This window comes from Methylophilus sp. DMC14 (assembly GCF_056314085.1).
Genome location: NZ_JBQUZA010000001.1, coordinates 186,135 through 204,659 on the forward strand (window position 1 = coordinate 186,135; position 18,525 = coordinate 204,659).

Below are 18,525 nucleotides of genomic sequence, written 5' to 3' on the forward strand. Positions count from 1 at the left end.
GATTAAGGCGCAGCGGGTCGGCCGGCCTTAAACGGCAGATGCCGCAGCTGGTCCGCCGCCGCCTTGCTGGCTTCACTGCGTTTCAAGGCATAGGCTTTGGCCTGCTCAAGCAAGGCCGCAGAAGGCAGCTTGGGGTCCTCAGACAAGCGGGACAGTTTTTCAAAGCTCTCTTCATAAGGCGTGGCGACCTGTGCGTCAATCTGCGCCGCCATTTCATCAAAACTGACACTGCCCTCTCGCCCTTCAAGCATGATCTGCTGCCATTTGTGCTGAGCCTGCTGGTCAACCTGGTTGAGTTTTTGCAATTGCTTTTGAATCGCCACCTCTTGCCGCCAGCGATATTTGGGTGCCGGCAAATGCGTCAGCAAACCCAGCACGACCAGCGCCCAGGCCAGCCCTGCCAAGGCTTGCGATATAGTGATAGCGGGCGAGCCACGTAAAAAAGCGGGCAACATGAGCAAGCCCAGCACGCCGCCGGTCAAAAACCCGCCAATATGCGCAGAGTTATCAATACCGGGGATCACGTAGCCCATGCCTATGGTCAACGCTGAAAAGAGCATGCCTCCCCAGAACAACCAGCGAAATTCAACTTGCTGCATCTGGTGTCTGGCAACCCAGAGATAGACCAGCAACGCGCCATAGATGCCAAAAATCGCCCCGGAGGCGCCGCCTGACACCGCCTGATTGCCCTGAACCACCAGCGACAACAGATTACCGCCTATACCGCTAACCAGGTAAATCAAGAGAAAGCGTGCAGAGCCGAACATGCGTTCGACCAGCTTGCCGCCATCCCACAAGGCCAGCATATTCATGCCCAGATGCACGGCGCCAAAGTGTAAAAACATGGCGCTGCCCAAGCGCCACCACTGACCATCGGCCGTGGTTGGGGCAAAATTGGCGCCCCAGGTCAGCTGTACTGTATTGGGCGAGTGCCAAAACCCGGCGCCACCAAACAGCATGAGCACGAACACCAGCACATTAAGCGCAATCAATGTGCGCGTCATCGGCGGCACAGGTGCGCGCAGCTCAATGCGAGGGGTGGGTGAAGCGTGCATCTAGGCGAGTGACTCCTGAAAAGGCACCTGCAACAAGGGCGGCTGTTGCAAACTGTCGATTAAGGTTTGCAGGTTTTCTTCTGGCATAGACATCTGCGGATCAATCCTGTTCGCGACCCAGCCACAACACGCTATCTGCCGCGACTTGAGCCCCTCTGCCGTCAGCAGCGCATGGTTGATACAGCCCAGGCGCATGCCGACCACCATCAGCGCAGGCAATTGCAGGGCCTGAATCAAATCGGCCACGCTGTGCGTCTGGTTTAAAGGCACCAGCAAGCCCCCTGCGCCTTCCACAATCACCACATCGGCCAGCGTGGTCAGTTGTGCATAGGCGGCTTGAATGACCTCCAGCTGAATCTCCATGCCAGCTTGCGCGGCGGCAATATGGGGCGCAATGGCCGGTGTAAAGCGGTAGGGATTAATCAGTTCAGCAGGTGCAGTCACGTTGGAGGCGGCGGTCAGTAAACGCACATCTTCATTTTGCCAGCGGCCATCCAGCCACTCGCAACCGGAAGCTATTGGCTTCATGCCGATCACCGTCTTGCCTTGCGCAATCAACTGCTGCATCAAGCGAACGGTGACTGTGGTTTTACCAACACCGGTATCGGTGCCAGTGACAAAAAAACGTGAAGGCAACGGCTGCATCATGCTCCCTGCGTGGCGGGTTTGCGCGACATGAATTGCACCGGACTGGTCCCGGGTGCCGTGTAGGGCTGGCTCCCGGTCCAGGCATGTACAAACACCACTTCATAGGTGGCGGGCAATTTACCCTGGTGGCGAAAAGCCTCATAGCCCTGGCGCAATTGCTGCAAAAAGCCCTTGCCACTCAAGCCCTTGGCACGCCCCGCCGTCGCATTATGTGCGCCAATCGCTTTGAGGTCGCGCATCACAGATTCCACCGTATCGTAGGTCAGGGTGTAATGCATCACATCCAGCACCGGCGCGCTAAAGCCAGCCCGCGTCAGTGCATCGCCGATATCATGCATGTCAATAAAACGGCTGACATGGGTATGCCCATGACCAGAGGCTGCGCGCAGTTCTTTCAGCGTATCCGGTCCCAAGGTGGCAAACATTAGCAGCCCGTTGGGTTTCAGCACACGCCTGAATTCTTGCAATACGGTGTCCATGTCGTTACACCACTGCACGGCCAGGTTGGACCACACCATATCAACACTGGCGGTCGCCAACGGCATGGCTTCAATGTCGGCACACACCATTTGTGGTTTGGCCTGCCAGAAGCGATACCAGGGAAACAGCGTTTTCGTGCGGACCAGCATACCTTCGGCAATATCCAGCGCCACGCCTCTTGCCTGCTTAAAGTGTTTGAGCAAGGCATGCAAGCCATGACCGGTGCCGCAACCTGCATCCAGAATCACCGCAGGCGCCAGCTTGACCACGTCCAGACGGCTCAACATCTCCTCACGTACCTGGCGCTGCAAAATGGCGGCGGCATCATACTGTTTGGCTGCACGGTGAAACGACTGGCGCATGCGCGTCTTGTCGATCTGATAAACATCCTGCATTTAATGCTCCCCGGCGCGCGCAGCGGGCTCATCCGCCATAAAGGCTTCGACCGTTTCGCAAAAAGCTTCCGCATGTGACAAAAAGGGTGCATGTGCCGCCCCGGCGATCACGCGCAAATGGGCACGCTGCAAATGCATGGCCAGCCAGTGCGCTGCCGAGACCGGCGCCAGCGTGTCTCGATCCCCGTGAATGATCAGCGCGGGCTGGAACAAGCGCCCGACCTCTTCGCGCAAATCGGTCTGCATCAGGATATCCAGGGCTTGATTCAAGCTATCTTGGGTAGGCGTGGGTTTGGCGCCAAACGCAATACGCAATTGGCGTACCGTGCTGCGCGCATCTTTGGCATGCATGCATTGCAGGGTCAAGAAATTGAGCAAGGTGGCATTAAAGTCTTGCGCAAACCGCTCGTTGAACTGCTCAAAATGGCGGGCTGCAATGCTATGTGGCCAGTCTGGTTTACTCACAAAACAGGGGTTGGTCCCCACCAGAATCAGCTTCTCTACCCGGTCCGGCTGATTGAGGGCAATTTGCTGCGCAACCAGGCCGCCCAGCGACCAGCCTAAAATGGTGGACACGCCGGGGATTTCCTCAGCGACCGCTTCGGCCAGACTATGCAAGTGATAAGGATAAACTGGACGGCTCTGGCCCATGCCGGGCAAATCCACCAGAAACAGTCGAAAATGGGTGGACAGCCGCTTGGTGACCCTTTCCCATACCGCACTGTTCATGCCCCAACCATGGAGCATTACCAGCGGTTTGCCTTGCCCCATGATTTCGATAAAACAACTCATGCCCCCGCCCCGACAGCTAACTCACGCTCGGCATCGTGCAAGGCTTGAATCAGCGCCCTGACGTCGGACTCACGATGGGCAGCCGACAGGGAAATGCGCAGGCGGGAAGTGTTCACCGGCACGGTAGGGGGGCGGATCGCAGGGACCAGAATGCCACGCGCCTGCAAATACTGGCTCAATGCCAGCGCCTCATGGTTATCGCCCACCACCAGCGGCTGGATAGCGGTTTCTGACGGCAGTAAGTGCCAACGGGTGAGTGAGAGCTCACTCTTGAGCAGCGCAATCATGTCAAACAATTGCTTTCTGCGCGCATCACCCTGCTCTATCTCTTTCACTGAAGCCAGCAAGGCGGCGGACAGCGGTGGTGGCGCAGGCGTGGTGTAGATATAACTGTTGGCGTGCTGAATCAGGTAATCAATCACGATTTGTTGGCCTGCTACAAAAGCACCCGCCACACCCGCGGCTTTGCCTAGTGTGCCCATCATGATCAGGCGTGGTGACTGTAGCCCCAGGTGCTTGAGCGAGCCACGCCCTTGCGGACCAAGCACACCAAAACCGTGCGCATCATCCACATACAAATAGGCATCGTAGCGTTCGCAGAGCGCAAGATACTCAGCCAGCGGCGCAATATCGCCATCCATACTGAACACCGCATCAGCGGTGACCAATTTGTGACGGGCCGTGCTGGCTTGCAATAATTTTTCCAAGGCGGCCACGTCATTGTGCGGAAAGCGATGATGTGAGGCACGTGACAAAAATGCGCCATCATTCAGACAGGCGTGATTCAGCTTGTCCGAGAACACGGCATCTTCACGCCCCATCAAGGCACTGACGACGCCAATATTCGCCATGTAGCCGGTGGAAAACAGCAAGGCTGCCGGTTGCCCGACAAAAGCCGCCAGCGCCTGCTCTAACTGATCATGATAGCGGTGATGACCGGTAATCAGATTGGAGGCGCCACTGCCCACGCCCGCTTCGGCAGCGGCTTGTTGCAAAGCGGCCACCAGCGCAGCATCGTTGGCCAGGCCCAGATAATCATTGCTGCAAAACGACAAAAATGGCTGGCCATTGGCGGTGATATGCTCGGCCTGGGGCGAATCCAGCAAGCGGCGTTGACGCATCAGACCCAGTGTTTGCCGTTTTTCCAGATCGGCCCGTAAAGACTCCAGCAGATCGCTCATTTAGATTTTCTTCAAGCCTAATTTGGCAAACAGGGCATTGTCAGACTCAACCTCAGGGTTGCCGGTCGTCAGTAATTTTTCACCGTAAAAAATACTGTTGGCCCCGGCATGGAAGCACAAGGTCTGCACGGCTTCGCCCATGCTCTGGCGGCCAGCAGACAAGCGGACAAAGCTGGTCGGCATGGTGATGCGGGCGATGGCAATCGTACGCACAAACTCCAGCGGATCCAATGGGTCGGTGCCATGCAAAGGCGTGCCTTCCACTTGGGTTAACAAGTTGATGGGCACGCTTTCCGGCGGTTGCTCCATATTGGCCAACTGCGCAATCAGGCCCGCGCGCTGCGCACGGGTTTCACCCATGCCAATAATGCCGCCGCTGCACACATTGATATTCATGCTGCGCACGCGGTCCAGGGTGTCCAGACGGTCCTGATACGTCCGCGTGGTAATCACATCGCCATAGAACTCGGGCGCGGTATCCAGGTTATGGTTGTAATAATCCAGCCCAGCCTCTTTCAGTTGCTCGGCTTGCCCATCCTTAAGCATGCCCAGCGTGGCACAGGTTTGCAGCCCCATCGCCTTCACTTCAGAGATCATTTTGAGCACAGGCTCCAGGTCGCGCTGTTTGGGTCCGCGCCAGGCAGCTCCCATACAGAAACGGCTGGCACCGCTTTCTTTGGCTGCTTTGGCTGCGGCCAGCACCTCGTCCAACTGCATCAAGGGCTCATTTTCAACCTCGGTATGATAACGCGCAGCTTGCGGGCAATAGCCGCAGTCTTCGGAACAGCCGCCCGTTTTAATCGACAGCAGTGTGCTGACCTGCACGGCGTTTGGATCAAAATGCTCCCTATGCACAGTGTGCGCTCTGTGCAGCAAATCATTGAACGGCAATTCAAACAGTGCCATGATATCTGCAACGCGCCAGCGCTCAACCGCTGGATGACAGGAAGCCGCAGGCTTCAAGCCATCCAGATTAATGACGGAGGTTTGCATTTCGGTGCCACAAGCAGTAGCAGAGGTGTGTTGTTCCATAAGTCCCACGCATTAAAAAATAGATGAATAATCCGGCCGAATTATATGTTGTTTAAAATCATACGTGAAAAAATTTTACAACAGCTTAAAATTTAAACAAATCAACACCACTCACTGGTTGTCGCAGTGGCTGGCAACGACGCTGCCCTGCCCGCTGTGCCATCAAGCCCCAGGCGCTCGCCAACCTTCAGCGACTGACGAGCCAATCTCCCCTCCAAACGGACTTTGTTTAGACTGCCAGGCCAGCCTGCCCTGGTACCAATCGCCGCGTTGCCCACAATGCGCATTACCAAATACGCGAGGTGAGCTGTGCGGCATCTGTTTACAGCATGCCCCCGCTTTTGACCAAACGCTGACCGTTTTTCGCTATGCCTATCCGCTAGATCGACTCTTGCATCAATTTAAATACCACCAGCAATTGCCATGGGGGGCGCTATTGGCACAGGCCTGGCTATCCCGCCTGCCAGTGTTACCCGCGAGCCAGCAGCCAGCCGTCCTGGTGGCGATGCCCATGCACCTGAACCGCATCAAACAGCGTGGGTTTAATCATGCGCTTGAATTAGCCAGGCACTTGCAAAAGCAGTGGCAAATTCCGTTAAGGATAGACGGCTGTGAGCGATTGATAGACACGCCAGCGCAAGCAGCGATGGACATGAAAACAAGAACCCGCAATCTACGCGGTGCCTTTGCGACCTCGCAGCGATGGCAAGGTCAGCATGTGATGATCGTGGATGATGTGATGACGACAGGAGCCAGCATGCATGCGCTGGCAAAAGTTTTTAAACAGGCGGGGGCTGCACAGGTGACGGCGCTCGTGCTGGCACGCACCCTCAAACAGGACTAGCTAGCACAATTATTCGGCATTGGCTTGTACGCTGCCGCCCAGTTGACGGATGCGCTGCGTAACAAATTCGAGCAAACGCTCGCTTAACGGCAGGCTTTGCGCCTGTTGCAAGTGCTGCAAGGCTTGCGCATTCTGGCCCACAGCTTGTAATGAAATGGCGTACGCCACCATCCATTGTGCATGCCCCGGCCGCAACAGCGTCGCGCGTTCAAAATGTGGCAAGGCGGCGGCATGCTGGCCGGTTTGCTGATAAGCCATGGCCAGCATCCATTGCGATTCGGCATCTGGCGCCAGCACATTGACCACCGGTTTTAATGTTTGTAACACTGCCTCTGCCTGACCATGCGCCAACTGCCATCTGGCCAGCGATTTGGACACCCCCACTTGTGCCGGAAACTGCTTGATGCCTGCCTGCAGAACCGAGACAGCCTCGGCCTCTTGCCGGGACTCAAACAAATAGGCGGCCAACAGCTGGCGTGCATCTTCAGACTGCGGGTAAATTGTCAGCGCTTGCCTGAGCATTGCCAACGCCTCGTTCAAACGACCTTTTTGCTCATGATCAACGGCACGCTGGATCAAGACATTCACTTCCTGCTCCGGTCTGACATGTTTATTGACCATACCTTTTTCGGCTGACTTTTCATCACTTTTGCCCTGGCTCTGGTCCGCGTGCGACTCCAGCGCGGGCGCGATGGTGGCAACCGTGATTGCCGCCGCATTGTCCGCGGCCTTCATGCTGAACTCGCCCTCTACTTGTGGTGTAGCAGCATTAGCCACGGGCTTCACTTGAGCAACGACAGGGCGCGCGCTGGGCTTTGCAGGGATGGGCTCTGCATGCCAGGTACTAAACAATGACCTGGTCAATTGCGGCGGCGCCCAAGTCGCCACCGTGCTTGCCTCTGCGGCTACCGGGGCTGAAACAGGCTGCGCAGTCTGTACACGCGGTGTTTGCCGTTGAGCCTGCTGCACTGCCTGGGGTATTGCAGTCACATGCTGCGGGTAAAAATACGCCATTAACATAGGCGCATTCATCCACACCCATCCGGCAGTCGCAACCAGCAGCCCGCCGCCTATCAGGCGATTCAACCAACGGCCAGCCGGAGCTGGCTGTGCAGACAACACCGGCTTGACCTGTCCGGTCCAACCATCCGCGGGACTACCCTGACGGGCCTCTACGTTTTGTAACACCTGATTAATCAAGCTCATTTGATTCCTCCGTCGCCTGCTAACGACCAAACCCGGCCAGGGTGGCATGCAACGTCAACCACCATTTAAATCCATGCCCCAGCCAGCGGTGCTGGGCTTTGACACTGGCTTGTGTATCAAGAATCGCCGCTTTCACATCCTCGGTTGCAACCCTGTGCTGGCCACGGCCAAACGCAGACAATAATGCTTTATGCGCCAGAATATTCAGCAAGCGCGGAATGCCGTTGGCATACCGGTATAGCAATCGCATACTGGCCGGACTAAACACCATGCCGCCCTGATACCCTGCCACATGCATGCGATGATTCAAATAAAACGCTAATTCTTCCCATTGCAGGCCTTTGAGGTGATATTCAAAGCCAATGCGCTGCCGCAGCTGGCGAATAGACGGATGGTTGAGACGCTCTTCCAGCTCAGGCTGACCAAAAATAACCACCTGCAACAGCTTGCGCTTTTCAGTTTCGAGGTTACTCAGCAAGCGCAAGGCTTCCAGCGTTTCCAGTGGCATGGCTTGCACCTCATCCAGACAGACGACCACATGCGTGCCCTTTGCCGCAAAGGTCAGCAATGTGCGATGCAGCGCATCTATCATGTCATGGTGGGTAAACTCAGGCTTGAAGGCGACGCCAAACTCGGTGGCCAGCGTCATCAGTAAAGCATGTGGGTCTAGATAGGGGTTAGGGAGGTAAGCAATCTGGCAACCGGGCTCCAAGGCTTTGAGCAAGCGGCGGCACAGCAGTGTCTTGCCAGTACCGACTTCGCCAGTGATTTTGACAAAGCCTTCACCCGACTCAATCGCAATCAAGAGCGTATTGAGTGCCTCTTGCAATGTGCGCGTGGCGTAATAAAAGCTCGTATCCGGCGTGATCGAAAATGGAAACTCTTTTAAGCCAAAATGCTGCAGGTACATGCCCGCTCCTAAAATGCGTTGTCTGACTTGAGTTTTTCTACCCGGTCCTGGCTGTCGAGCATATCTTGCGCCCAGTTATCGCCACTGCGGACCACGGTGGATTTGAGCAGAATGACCAGCTCGGTTTTGGTAGAGCTTTGGTCTTTCTGGCGAAACAGGTTGCCCAAAAACTTGACATCGCCCAAACCAGGCACTTTTGTACGTGTATTATCCACGGATTCAGACATCAGCCCGCCGATCGCAATCACGCTGCCATCACGGGTACGCACGATGCTATCAGTTTCATTGATGTTGGAAGAGGCTGTGGGAATCGTGTACGTGCCGCCGTTGGCACTGGACAAACTCACAGTACGGTTGACCTGGGTGACTTCACTGATAAACGGATGGACGTGCAGAATAATGTTGTCATCCTTGTCAATTTGCGGTGTCACATCCAGTGAAATGCCAGAAAAATAAGGTTGCAACTGGATATCTGGCGTCACCACGGCGCCGCCGGTGGTGGTGGTCACATTGGTACGCACATTAGTCACATAGAACGCATCATTCCCCACCTTGAGTACCGCTTTCTGGTTGTTGATGGTGGCAATGCGCGGACTGGACAGGACTTCTACATTGCCCTGTGTTTCGAGAAAGTTAAGCAGCGCAGAAAAGTTTTTGCCTTGTACCGCTAGCGCAAACATCGAGCCGCCTATGGACACCGGGTCACTGTTACTCAAAGCGCCAGGTACGGTACTGGTCAGCGTGCCATTGGTCAGTGTACCGGTTTCTCCCAGTGTAGTATTGCCGTTCACGTTACCAAAGGTGTAATCACGGCCGTGAATGTTTCTGACCGCTGCCCAGTTAATCCCTTGTTGCGAGTTTCTATTCAGTTGCACCTTGATAATTTTGGCTTCCAGAATCACCTGACGATCCACAGTCACCTGCATCAGGCTCAGAAACTTCTCCACCTGGCGAATTTCCTTAGGCATGGCTTTGACCATGATCAGGCCAGACTGCGCGTTAATGACCACCTTGCGTCCGCCTTCTTCACCAATCAGGCTGCTCAATGAGCCGGTAATGTCATCCCAAAAGTCATTATTGGTGCGCATACTCACATCTGAAGCATACACTTGCAGGTTGGAGGCGCCCGAGGCCGCCTGGTTGCCCGTGCCTGTCCCGGTTGAGCCAGAGCCAACGCCCATGGCACCGTTCATGGCGGCGGCCTGCCCGGCCACGCCTGCGGCACCGCCTGCACCCGAGCCGCTGGCCGTCCCCGACGTCACGCGGGTGGCAGAAGACCCTCTACGAGCGCCCGTAATGTAATTGACCTGAAAAACACGGGTTTGCAGGGTTTGTGGCTCGACAAAAATCTGTTTGCCGTTCATTTTGTACTCATAGCCATACAAGTCACGCAAGGCATTGAGCGCTTCAAATAGCGTCACATCGCGCAGGTTAATCGTAATCTCGCCTTTCAGCTCCGGGCTTAAAGCAATGCTGTAAGGACTGCCAGAAACCATGCCCATCAGTACTTGACTGGCCGGGGCTTTGTTAACCACGAGGTCAAAGCGAGGCTCGACGCGCTTGGCCAGGGCTTTGGGCGGCTCAATTTTAAGCGGCTCAAACAACTCATCCGTCACTTCTTTAGGCGGTGGCACCACTTGTGCTTGCGCCTTGGCCGCAGAGGTCGCCAATTCGTTTTGTATTTTTGGTTGAATTGATGGATTGGTCGGCGTGAACGGGTTACTGGTGCATCCAGCCAACCCGGCGCCTATCATCATCACACCCAAGGTATTCACAAAAGTTTTCATAGCAGTCTCTCTATTGATATTCACCTGGTGGCCACTTCAGCCAATCGCAGGCATTTTCACTTTATTTTTTAACCGTTTTTGCCTGTTTGGCTTTTTTTATCTGCGCAGGCGACGGCGCCTGCATCACAACACTGGCCAGCCCCAAACCCAGCAGTTTTTTCTCACCGTTTTGATTGATAAACGCCGCTTGCTGGTGCTTGACCGAAACCAGCTTAAAGCCTTGATAGCGCTCACCCAACGGTACCAGCTCGCCATTCACCACGGCAAATCCATGCTTGCCGTTGTCCTGGATGGCCGTCACTTGCCAAGCCGGCGTAGCATCCGTTTGCGCCTCTGGCAGATAAGGCAATACAGCAGCTGGCGGCTGCGTAGGGTCTATCATTTGCTCGGCGGCCTGGCTATGTGCCATGCTGACCAATACCATCCAAATCATGAATATGCGCATGCTATATCCCCAACCAGGCGTTTTCCCCACTCAGGGTATACACTTGAAAAATCAATTCGCTTTCTGGGTAGCCGCCTTTAAGCTCGGCACTTTCCCATGCCAGTTTACGGCCGATCGCTTTCAGGGACTTGCTATACGCCATCAACGCAAAATACTGCCCTTTTAAATGGACTTTCACAGCATGCTGATAGACATGCGGCACATTCTTCCAGACCTCGTCCGAGGCCGCAGTAGAATCAGTCCCTGATGCGGTTTGTGCCTGCAATAACTTTCTTCGCGTTTCAATAAAATCCACCACCGGCAATGATTGCATTTCAATCACTTGCACATCGGTATGCTTTTGCAGCAGTTTCTTCAACATATCCACCATGGCTTGTGGCGAAACCATAAATGCAGATACCTTGAGTAATTCCTCAGTTTGGCTGGCCATTTTTTGCCTGGTTTCTTCAATCTCCTGCTGAAACGCCTGCGTGGCAGGCTGTGGCGCCGCCTGCGCTGCAATCGTAGTGAGTTGCTCAGTCAAGGTGGTCGTATCGTTTTGTATTTTGAGGATTTCCTGCTGGGTGCTGGCCAGTTGCACCCGCTGTGGCTCCAGCAAAAAGGTATCCATCAGGCCCACCACGGCAAACAATCCGGTGCCAATCAGCATCCAGCGTTCGCGCATCGAGAACGCTTGCCATTTATCGCTGATTGCCTGTAGTTTTTCAGATCGCATGACTTACTGTCTCCCGCTCTGGTTGCCGGGCTGAGGTGGCACCGTCTGGCGCACAAATTCGTCCCAACTCATGCCATTGACCAATTTGTTCGTGGCTTGCGTATCACGCCCCTTGACTTCAAATGTATACACTTTGAGTCCAGGCACTTCAGCGGCTGCCGGGCTGCCAGGGGCTGACGGCGCAGGTGTTGAAGCAGCTGGCGCAGCGGCTGGATCGGCTCCCGCACCCTCTTTACCAGCAGGCGCAGCCGCTACCGGATCTGGCGTCGGGGTTGATGCCGGGCTTGCAGGGTTAGCGCTGGTGCGCGGCTGCGGTTTGTGCAACTCGACTTGCTTAAACTGGATGCCGGAAAACTCGGTGCCTGCAAAGACAGACTGGCTGGAGAGTAAATCCAGATAAGCCGGAATATCTTGTGATTGCAAGGCCTGGCCGGTGAGTGACAGATGCTGGACGGCAGGCTCGACCTTGAAGCCGGTTAACCAGACTCCAGGTTGCTGCTGCCCTGTAAATGCCCGTAAATAGTCGATCAAATGAGCAGACTGCTCTGAAATCGACTGCTGAAAAATAGCCAGAATTTGCGACTGCATTTCCAAACGCCCCTTGAGCGCTTTCAACTCTGCCTCGAGCTTGCTGTTATCGATTGGCGCGGCTTTTTTCGAGAACTCGTCCACTTTTTTCTGCATCATTTCGTACTGCGCAACGGCCTGGTTACGTTGCACCTGTAGCTGCGCATTTTCATCTGCGAGGCCGGTGTAGAAGAAATACATCACCACTGCGGCCAGCAGGTAGACTGCTGCCACCATAGGCAGCGTGAACCACTCTTTGGCCTTGACGCCTCCACCTTCATACAGGTTAATCTGCTGACTCATGCGACAGCCTCCTGACGCAAGGCAGCACCCAGGGCAGGCATCAACATGGCCTGTTTTTCAAGGCTGGAAAAATCCTGGTTGGCAGGCAGCTCAACGATATCTTCCAGGTTAAAGACGTTGACCGGCACATAGAGGCTGGAACTCAGGCCACTTACCAGATAGTCGCGATGCACGACTGGCGCCACCACCATACGGTTCAAGCTCAGGAAAGGAAACTGACGGTCAAAGCTGTCCAGCGAGCGTTGCAGCTCAAGCACCAATTTATCAAAATTGGTTCTGAAGATTTCGTCTCTGTCGTTCAAAAAGTCGCGATCCAACTCAATCAGACGCGTGTGGTAAAGCTCGCCTTTTGCCGTAAACGTGATCAGGCAGCCGCGTGGCAGGATGCTCACCATCACCAGCGCGCGATCTTCGTGTTCAAGCAAATGGGCAATATTGCGTTGTGCCAACGCGTGCACATCAATCGAACGCAGGTTAAATCCGGCATCGACCAAATGGTTACCCGCCCCGGTCACCGTGGTTTTTTTGGCACAAATCGCCAGCATCAAGGCCTGACGGTTAGCTACAGAAGGATCTGAAGGCAGATCGATCCCATCAACCACCGCTTGTTCTACCGCATAATCAAGCAATCCCTTGAGTTTCCAGCGTAACGCCGGTTTTACTTCATCCTCTGGCAAATTGGGCTTGTCAATCTGCACAATGTTGTACTGGTCGACATTGAGTACCAGATTGCAGGGTAAAGACTTGAGGTCATTTTTGGTCACAAAGTGACGTAATGTGGAAGTAGCATCCAACGGTATTTGCTCAACCGCCGCAAATGAAACCACTGGCTTAGTCCCTTCTGCAGGCGGCGTCAAGGCAACAGTACTCACATGCATGTCGGTAAAACTCACCCCTACCTGCTGCTTGTTTTTTTGTCTTTTAAACCATTGCATAGAGAGTCGCCAGTCTTTCAGAGTCACTTTATCATTTAAAATCAAAGAATAATAATACTTACTTCAAGCACAATCGCAAATTAGTATACACAAAAAAGTCGCACGTCAAATCATCTTCTTATGCGCAAAATGACTTAACTGGCCATGCGCCATCGTGGCACCAGACAATCACGCTATCCGGCCACGCCTCATATATGCGAGCAACTTTAGTGCCTGAAACGGGAGATCAAATGCAGGAATAAGACGACAAAACCACCTGATTTAGGTGGCTTTGTCTTTATTGGAAGCTTTCACGCATGTAGATGATGGGCGCTTTGTAGATGCCAAACGAGGCGCGCCCCACAGGATCTGTCGTCCCAAACCAATCTGACTTGCCACCATCAATGGCACTGACTGGACCGGCATTGCTTTGACAAGTAACCTCACCTGGAGCAGCATTGCCCAGATTTACTTCAAGATCAACACTGCCAACATTGGGCCGCCCATCGGACCCCACTTTGGGCGCTGAAAGAATAGCTTTCACCAAGCCGTTATTCGCAGTGAAAGTACCAGACATAAAGGTCTCACAAGCTGTCAGGTTACCCTTATAGTTTTTCATAACGATGCTTTTGCTATCAATGGTGGTACATGCGTCGCCCTGACTACGCACATAAAAACCATCTTTGTAAAATTGCGCCTCAATCGGCACCGGTAAAGCCAACAGCTCCGAGCCATGGGCAGGGATCACGGCCAGACGGCCATAGCGGAACTCAATCCCCCCACTCGAAATATCGACTGGGGCGGTTGTGGTGACTTGGTCACTGTCTTTTGGCTGCGTTGAAATCACCACTGGACCTTTATTGACTGCTGACCCAGGCCTGGACAGTTTATGTCTGACGCGAACACTGGTGGTACCATTATTCCAAATCGGCACTGTGTTATCTGTCGTTTTTGTGATGGCAGGGCTGGTAGCACTTGCACTCAATGTGGCGCCATTAGATGGCGAGGCGCTAAACTGGTACGAACTATAACTGGTCAGATCCAGCCGTGCATAACTACCTGTATAATTTTGTGTCGTCGTCCCTGCCGCATTAAGTGCAGTGATACTGAATGGCGTCATAAACCCCGGAGCTGTACTGGTTGCAGTGGTATCCTGCCCATAGTAAACAAAACTGCCACAAGCCAGCGTCAACGGACTGGAAGCATCCACGCGGAAACTGTTGGGGATGAAACGGCCAAAATAATTCGTATCTGAGGTATTACCAAAACGGCAACCATATTTTGGCGGCGTCCCTGCACCGCCATTATCAAATGGACTCCCACTGTTATCACAATCACCTTTGGATTGATCCACTGCGGTGAAAGTATCATCGTAGAGGCCTTGCGTTGAAATTTTAAAATGTCCGACCTCAGAATAGGTGAAGCTGGTTCCCGTGCTGGACCCGGCACTGGCCGCCGCAAATGATCCCGCAACCTGCCCTACAACTGACGCCCCTGGATGAGCCACCAATAATGCATTCGATATTTTGGGCGTGCCATTATAGCCCTGCTCGTTGCTAGAAACGGTCAGGCTAAAATTATCTGCCCCCGCCTTGAATACGGGCGTGGCGGTATTGCTTGGTGAGGTTGACTGTGAAGTATTGCTGCTAGTCACTGATAACGATTGTGGACGCATGGCAAAGTTATCAGACGAACAACCCGATTTGTTCTGACCGGTGTCAGTCACCTTGCAACGCAAATTGGGATATGCCCGCGTCACATCCAAGGCGTTGAATGTCACTTTTTTACGTCCGCCATCCGAAGTCGCGAAGCTGACGAACTTGGTCGCGATGATATTTGTACTGCAGGTGTTACTACTGTCGGTGACCAAATCAACTTGCAAGCCAGATGAATTGTAGCCACTGGACTGATCCCCACTGGCAAGCACGGCAACCACATCGACATCAAAAGACTGACCCAACACCTTGGTGTAGAGCGGATTACGCTTGGATGAGTCAGTTTTTAGATTGTTATACGTCATGCCACTTTCCATACACTCAAACGTATTCACACACGCCGTGTTAGTCATGGTAAAGCTACAACTTTGCGAGTTATTTGCCGTGTTCCAGCACTTGATGCCATTCATCGGCCCCTTACTAAGACCAGTCGCCCCCAAGCTATACGTGGCTGCTGCGCTGCCTTGCAAGGTCAGGGTGGCCGTGGTACCCACATCGCCGATCTCAAACGCATTGCTTGGCGTCACCGTGACGCTAGGAGAACCGGGCGAAATCGTCAATGTACCCGTGAGACTACCAGAGTTAATTAACTGGTCATCCGGGCAAGGCATGGTGGAGACCAAACAAGCCATGACCTGAATATCGACCGGACATAAGGAAGAACTCCCAGGGTGGCGGATTTCCAAATGATCGTAATCAGGGACCAAAGTTGAGCCCACCACAAAGTCATAGCTGAACGTATAGACTCCGGGAGCTGTAAAGTCATACTCAATCGCCGCACCGGTGTCTGTTAAGGTGGTATTGACTGTATTCCCCAACTGGCCTGTTTTGGCTATCGCACAGGCAGTCGAATTATTATTCGACCAGAATGTTTGATAATTGCCTACACAGTAGCGGCTAAACGTTCCATCCCTCTCCCTGAAACTCTCAACCACATCTAAGTTAGCAGGCAAACTTGTACTCGATGGGCAAGCAACATTCGTAGAGTTGCTCCCTGACGAGCAATTCCCTGCATATGGATAGGTCCCTGCTACTTGCTTACCATTAGTGTCCACATAGCGCACACCGCAGCCGCAGTCAGACCCCCCTAAATAGGTATCAACCACATGATAATAGCGTACAGGATTAGTTGAGCTGACTGGATATGTCGGAGGAATATAAATGCTCACCTTGGCGGTGACAAAATCATAAGGATAGGTGTAGCTCCAATCTATGGTGACTTGTGGGCCACCTCCGACATTATTGCCAGGAACGGTAAATTGAGATCGGGTCGTCTGGGCATTCCCGGCTGATGCATTAGCAGGCGAGACCGCCGTCATCGCTTGTGGGCTGTAACTTCCTGCCGCATTGTAAGCAAAATGATCAGGGCCATAAATGGTGTTATTGCCGCGGATATAAATACCATTATCCAAACGATTCTGTGAAGGATCACTGTAAATGACATCCTGAGGAGTTTGGCTGGGGCTATAGATCTGACCCGTACTATTTAACCTTTGCACCTGTATCTGGGTATAACGGTCAATATAAATCTTTAAGCCATTGGATGAGCTTGATCCGCCATTCTGGTTCAGGATAGCCGGAGCAGCCAGTACGAATACAGGACCTAACAGCCCTGTAATACAAAGCCCCCATAAAAAAGTTAATCTCCGCCAGGCAAACAATGTCTTTTTCCCTCTTAACTACACTCTTCTGTCCCCATCAGGCAACGGCTCAAGCTCACGGTGACTTTGCGCTCAACATAATCAAGCGCACCAGCCGCCCCTTTTGAAGCAATCGCAGTAATGGTATACATCCCGATATTCTGTGTACCCGCCCGATCTTGCGGAGTCGGATTGGTCTGATTACAGGTAATTGCAATCGTAAAGCCATTAATCGTAAACGGGTTAGGCGGCGTAGGGCATGATTGCATAGTTGTCGATCCTGGCGACAAGACATAATAAGCCGTCCATTCCACACCTGCTCTGGCTGCAAGATAAGCTTGCACACCCTGCACGTCTTGTATCGCCCCCTGATTAGCCAGCAATGACAGCCGCATGGCATACCCCACCAAGGCAGCCAATGTCACCATCAAAAATATTGCCACAGGCAACATAAATCCTTTTGTGCGATAAAGTGTATTTTTCATGGCGAATTCACCACATTAATCAGGTTAACTAAGCGCACAACACCGCCATTTTTACTGAGCTCGAGCTGGGCAGTAACCACACCGCTATGCTGCATCACCCCTTCAGTGTAGGTAAAACTACAGCCAGTGACATCTTGCGCCACGATACTGGGTGTTAGTCCGGCAAAGTTTGAAGGGTGTGCAGATGGAATCGCGTAGTTCGAATACATCAATAGGCGACGATTCGCCAAATCACAGACATAAAAAACAGCCCCGTTCACCACATAGAAGCGACTGCCGGGAGAAGGTAGGGGAAATGCGGGGCCGCTGAATGAAAGTTGATTAAGGTTATTACCAGTGCTGGTTAAGGAGCGAATGGTGTCGCCCGCATACACATCCGCCGCTAGAATACCAAGGTTATAAATCACTAATTGGTCACCAGAAGCAACTGAAGGCACTGGATCACCAAGTACATTAAAAGTGTCATTCGCACTGACAAAATCCAGCGTATCCTGCTGGTAACGCCCCCCCGCTTTGATAGGCACAAATTCCACGTATGAATTATCGGCTGCCACCCATACACTGTTTGGCAAGGCATTGCGGATATCCCGTGACATCCGGCGTAAGGAAATATCCGCACGGTCTGCCAGCTCATAATAGGCTTCTGAATTCACATATGCCAGAATGGAGTTCTTAATAAAGGTCACGGAAATGCCACCCAAAATAGCCATAACGACAATGACAATGACCAATTCCACCAAGGTGAAACCAGCTATATTAGGTCTTGGTGATCTAAATTCTTGGCGCATAACGAACCCTGTATCCGGTCAGACGGATTGTAGTGTCTGCAGGACCTGCCACCGTAATCACAATCTGTAACACCGCATCTGCTGGCAGCCCTGCAAAGGCACCACTGCCACCAACTTGCGTGATAGCCACGGATGCAGAGTAAGGATTTAAGCCATTCAAGGCAGTAGAACTGCCAATACGGCAAACCCCGGCACATCCACCACCCGGCATGGAAAATCCACCATAATCGGCCACATTATCAAAGGGATCGGTCGCGCTGTAACGGCTTTCAGTAGAGGGCGTAGGCCCGTTTAAACTCGCGTTTTGTGGATTGGTACAATCTGCATAACTCGTCGCCGTAGAAGCATTCGTGTCATCCGGGTCACAGAATGTAAAAGGCATTTGTTGAATTTCTTGCATTAGCGACTCAGCAATGGCGATTGCCTGCTTGCGTGCCAGCGGATCGGCAGAATGACGCCCCATAAAAGAAAGCCCGCCGATGACGCCAGCGATGGCGGTGGTGACAATGACCATAAACACCACCATCTCAACCAGCGAAAATCCCAGCTGAAGCTGCTTTCCTGTCTTACATGGTCGTTTTTGAGAGTGATGTCTATTGTTATGCATTGTCATCATCCAAGCT

18 protein-coding genes are annotated in these 18,525 nt (G+C 53.2%); 1 reads left to right on the forward strand and 17 read right to left on the reverse strand.

Translation table 11 applies throughout. From position 1 onward, the window contains the following. Nucleotides 1-2: 2 nt before the first annotated feature. From ACT53C_RS00950 to bioB, 6 genes are read right to left on the reverse strand one after another with little or no spacing between them, the layout of a single operon-like run. On the reverse strand, nucleotides 3-1,055 hold the full coding sequence (locus tag ACT53C_RS00950; protein WP_476144391.1) for a rhomboid family intramembrane serine protease: 1,053 nt from the start codon (nucleotides 1,053-1,055) through the stop codon (nucleotides 3-5). Continuing rightward, on the reverse strand, nucleotides 1,056-1,700 hold the full coding sequence (bioD, locus tag ACT53C_RS00955; RefSeq protein ID WP_476144927.1) for a dethiobiotin synthase: 645 nt from the start codon (nucleotides 1,698-1,700) through the stop codon (nucleotides 1,056-1,058). Further along, nucleotides 1,700-2,578 carry a malonyl-ACP O-methyltransferase BioC gene (bioC, locus tag ACT53C_RS00960; protein ID WP_476144392.1) on the reverse strand — a complete coding sequence of 293 codons (879 nt, stop codon included), beginning with the start codon at nucleotides 2,576-2,578 and terminating at the stop codon, nucleotides 1,700-1,702. The genes bioD and bioC overlap by 1 nt, the downstream gene beginning before the upstream one ends. After that, nucleotides 2,579-3,370 carry a pimeloyl-ACP methyl ester esterase BioH gene (bioH, locus tag ACT53C_RS00965; protein ID WP_476144393.1) on the reverse strand — a complete coding sequence of 264 codons (792 nt, stop codon included), beginning with the start codon at nucleotides 3,368-3,370 and terminating at the stop codon, nucleotides 2,579-2,581. Further along, a complete protein-coding gene (gene bioF, locus ACT53C_RS00970) occupies nucleotides 3,367-4,551 on the reverse strand; it encodes an 8-amino-7-oxononanoate synthase (protein ID WP_476144394.1) in 1,185 nt (394 codons plus the stop codon). The genes bioH and bioF overlap by 4 nt, the downstream gene beginning before the upstream one ends. Further along, a complete protein-coding gene (gene bioB, locus ACT53C_RS00975) occupies nucleotides 4,552-5,583 on the reverse strand; it encodes a biotin synthase BioB (protein WP_476144395.1) in 1,032 nt (343 codons plus the stop codon). It lies immediately after the preceding gene. 391 nt (nucleotides 5,584-5,974) lie between these two features. Between bioB and ACT53C_RS00980 the strand changes: the two genes are divergently transcribed. Then, nucleotides 5,975-6,427: a ComF family protein gene (locus ACT53C_RS00980; protein WP_275356318.1), complete on the forward strand. Its 453-nt coding sequence runs from the start codon at nucleotides 5,975-5,977 to the stop codon at nucleotides 6,425-6,427. 9 nt (nucleotides 6,428-6,436) lie between these two features. Here the strand turns inward: ACT53C_RS00980 and ACT53C_RS00985 are convergent, their stop codons facing one another. The 11 genes from ACT53C_RS00985 to ACT53C_RS01035 all read right to left on the reverse strand — a co-directional run bounded on the left by ACT53C_RS00985 (nucleotide 6,437) and on the right by ACT53C_RS01035 (nucleotide 18,509). Next, entirely contained in the window at nucleotides 6,437-7,633 is a 1,197-nt protein-coding gene (locus ACT53C_RS00985) for a tetratricopeptide repeat protein (protein ID WP_476144396.1), read from the reverse strand. Between the two features lie 19 nt (nucleotides 7,634-7,652). Continuing rightward, nucleotides 7,653-8,543, reverse strand: a complete 891-nt coding sequence (locus ACT53C_RS00990; RefSeq protein WP_476144397.1) for an ExeA family protein — start codon at nucleotides 8,541-8,543, stop codon at nucleotides 7,653-7,655. 8 nt (nucleotides 8,544-8,551) lie between these two features. Beyond that, on the reverse strand, nucleotides 8,552-10,330 hold the full coding sequence (gene mshL, locus ACT53C_RS00995) for a pilus (MSHA type) biogenesis protein MshL (protein ID WP_476144398.1): 1,779 nt from the start codon (nucleotides 10,328-10,330) through the stop codon (nucleotides 8,552-8,554). 61 nt (nucleotides 10,331-10,391) lie between these two features. Next, nucleotides 10,392-10,763: a hypothetical protein gene (locus tag ACT53C_RS01000; protein ID WP_476144400.1), complete on the reverse strand. Its 372-nt coding sequence runs from the start codon at nucleotides 10,761-10,763 to the stop codon at nucleotides 10,392-10,394. A gap of 13 nt (nucleotides 10,764-10,776) precedes the next feature. Continuing rightward, nucleotides 10,777-11,490, reverse strand: coding sequence for a type II secretion system protein GspM (gene gspM, locus ACT53C_RS01005; protein ID WP_476144401.1), 714 nt, complete (start codon nucleotides 11,488-11,490; stop codon nucleotides 10,777-10,779). A 3-nt stretch (nucleotides 11,491-11,493) separates the two neighbouring features. Continuing rightward, the gene (locus ACT53C_RS01010) at nucleotides 11,494-12,360 is read right to left on the reverse strand and encodes a PilN domain-containing protein (RefSeq protein WP_476144402.1); all 867 of its coding nucleotides are present in this window, start codon (nucleotides 12,358-12,360) and stop codon (nucleotides 11,494-11,496) included. Next, nucleotides 12,357-13,295 (reverse strand): hypothetical protein, encoded by a 939-nt coding sequence (locus tag ACT53C_RS01015; protein ID WP_476144403.1) that lies wholly within the window; start codon nucleotides 13,293-13,295, stop codon nucleotides 12,357-12,359. The genes ACT53C_RS01010 and ACT53C_RS01015 overlap by 4 nt, the downstream gene beginning before the upstream one ends. 277 nt (nucleotides 13,296-13,572) lie before the next feature. Continuing rightward, nucleotides 13,573-16,401 carry a DUF6701 domain-containing protein gene (locus ACT53C_RS01020; RefSeq protein ID WP_476144404.1) on the reverse strand — a complete coding sequence of 943 codons (2,829 nt, stop codon included), beginning with the start codon at nucleotides 16,399-16,401 and terminating at the stop codon, nucleotides 13,573-13,575. Between the two features lie 263 nt (nucleotides 16,402-16,664). Next, on the reverse strand, nucleotides 16,665-17,081 hold the full coding sequence (locus ACT53C_RS01025; RefSeq protein WP_476144928.1) for a hypothetical protein: 417 nt from the start codon (nucleotides 17,079-17,081) through the stop codon (nucleotides 16,665-16,667). 29 nt (nucleotides 17,082-17,110) lie between these two features. Beyond that, nucleotides 17,111-17,902 (reverse strand): prepilin-type N-terminal cleavage/methylation domain-containing protein, encoded by a 792-nt coding sequence (locus ACT53C_RS01030; protein ID WP_476144405.1) that lies wholly within the window; start codon nucleotides 17,900-17,902, stop codon nucleotides 17,111-17,113. After that, nucleotides 17,886-18,509: a type IV pilus modification PilV family protein gene (locus ACT53C_RS01035; protein WP_476144406.1), complete on the reverse strand. Its 624-nt coding sequence runs from the start codon at nucleotides 18,507-18,509 to the stop codon at nucleotides 17,886-17,888. Before ACT53C_RS01035 ends, ACT53C_RS01030 begins: the two co-directional genes overlap by 17 nt. Nucleotides 18,510-18,525: the final 16 nt, after the last annotated feature.

Coding starts and splice junctions, on each gene's coding strand:
- mshL (WP_476144398.1), bottom strand. CDS start 10,330: ATGAAAACTTTTGTGAATACCTTGGGTGTGATGATGATAGGCGCCGGG.
- ACT53C_RS00990 (WP_476144397.1), bottom strand. CDS start 8,543: ATGTACCTGCAGCATTTTGGCTTAAAAGAGTTTCCATTTTCGATCACG.
- ACT53C_RS01015 (WP_476144403.1), bottom strand. CDS start 13,295: ATGCAATGGTTTAAAAGACAAAAAAACAAGCAGCAGGTAGGGGTGAGT.
- ACT53C_RS01010 (WP_476144402.1), bottom strand. CDS start 12,360: ATGAGTCAGCAGATTAACCTGTATGAAGGTGGAGGCGTCAAGGCCAAA.
- bioH (WP_476144393.1), bottom strand. CDS start 3,370: ATGAGTTGTTTTATCGAAATCATGGGGCAAGGCAAACCGCTGGTAATG.
- ACT53C_RS01025 (WP_476144928.1), bottom strand. CDS start 17,081: ATGTTGCCTGTGGCAATATTTTTGATGGTGACATTGGCTGCCTTGGTG.
- ACT53C_RS01000 (WP_476144400.1), bottom strand. CDS start 10,763: ATGATTTGGATGGTATTGGTCAGCATGGCACATAGCCAGGCCGCCGAG.
- ACT53C_RS01035 (WP_476144406.1), bottom strand. CDS start 18,509: ATGCATAACAATAGACATCACTCTCAAAAACGACCATGTAAGACAGGA.
- ACT53C_RS00985 (WP_476144396.1), bottom strand. CDS start 7,633: ATGAGCTTGATTAATCAGGTGTTACAAAACGTAGAGGCCCGTCAGGGT.
- bioF (WP_476144394.1), bottom strand. CDS start 4,551: ATGAGCGATCTGCTGGAGTCTTTACGGGCCGATCTGGAAAAACGGCAA.
- ACT53C_RS00950 (WP_476144391.1), bottom strand. CDS start 1,055: ATGCACGCTTCACCCACCCCTCGCATTGAGCTGCGCGCACCTGTGCCG.
- bioD (WP_476144927.1), bottom strand. CDS start 1,700: ATGCAGCCGTTGCCTTCACGTTTTTTTGTCACTGGCACCGATACCGGT.
- bioC (WP_476144392.1), bottom strand. CDS start 2,578: ATGCAGGATGTTTATCAGATCGACAAGACGCGCATGCGCCAGTCGTTT.
- ACT53C_RS01030 (WP_476144405.1), bottom strand. CDS start 17,902: ATGCGCCAAGAATTTAGATCACCAAGACCTAATATAGCTGGTTTCACC.
- bioB (WP_476144395.1), bottom strand. CDS start 5,583: ATGGAACAACACACCTCTGCTACTGCTTGTGGCACCGAAATGCAAACC.
- gspM (WP_476144401.1), bottom strand. CDS start 11,490: ATGCGATCTGAAAAACTACAGGCAATCAGCGATAAATGGCAAGCGTTC.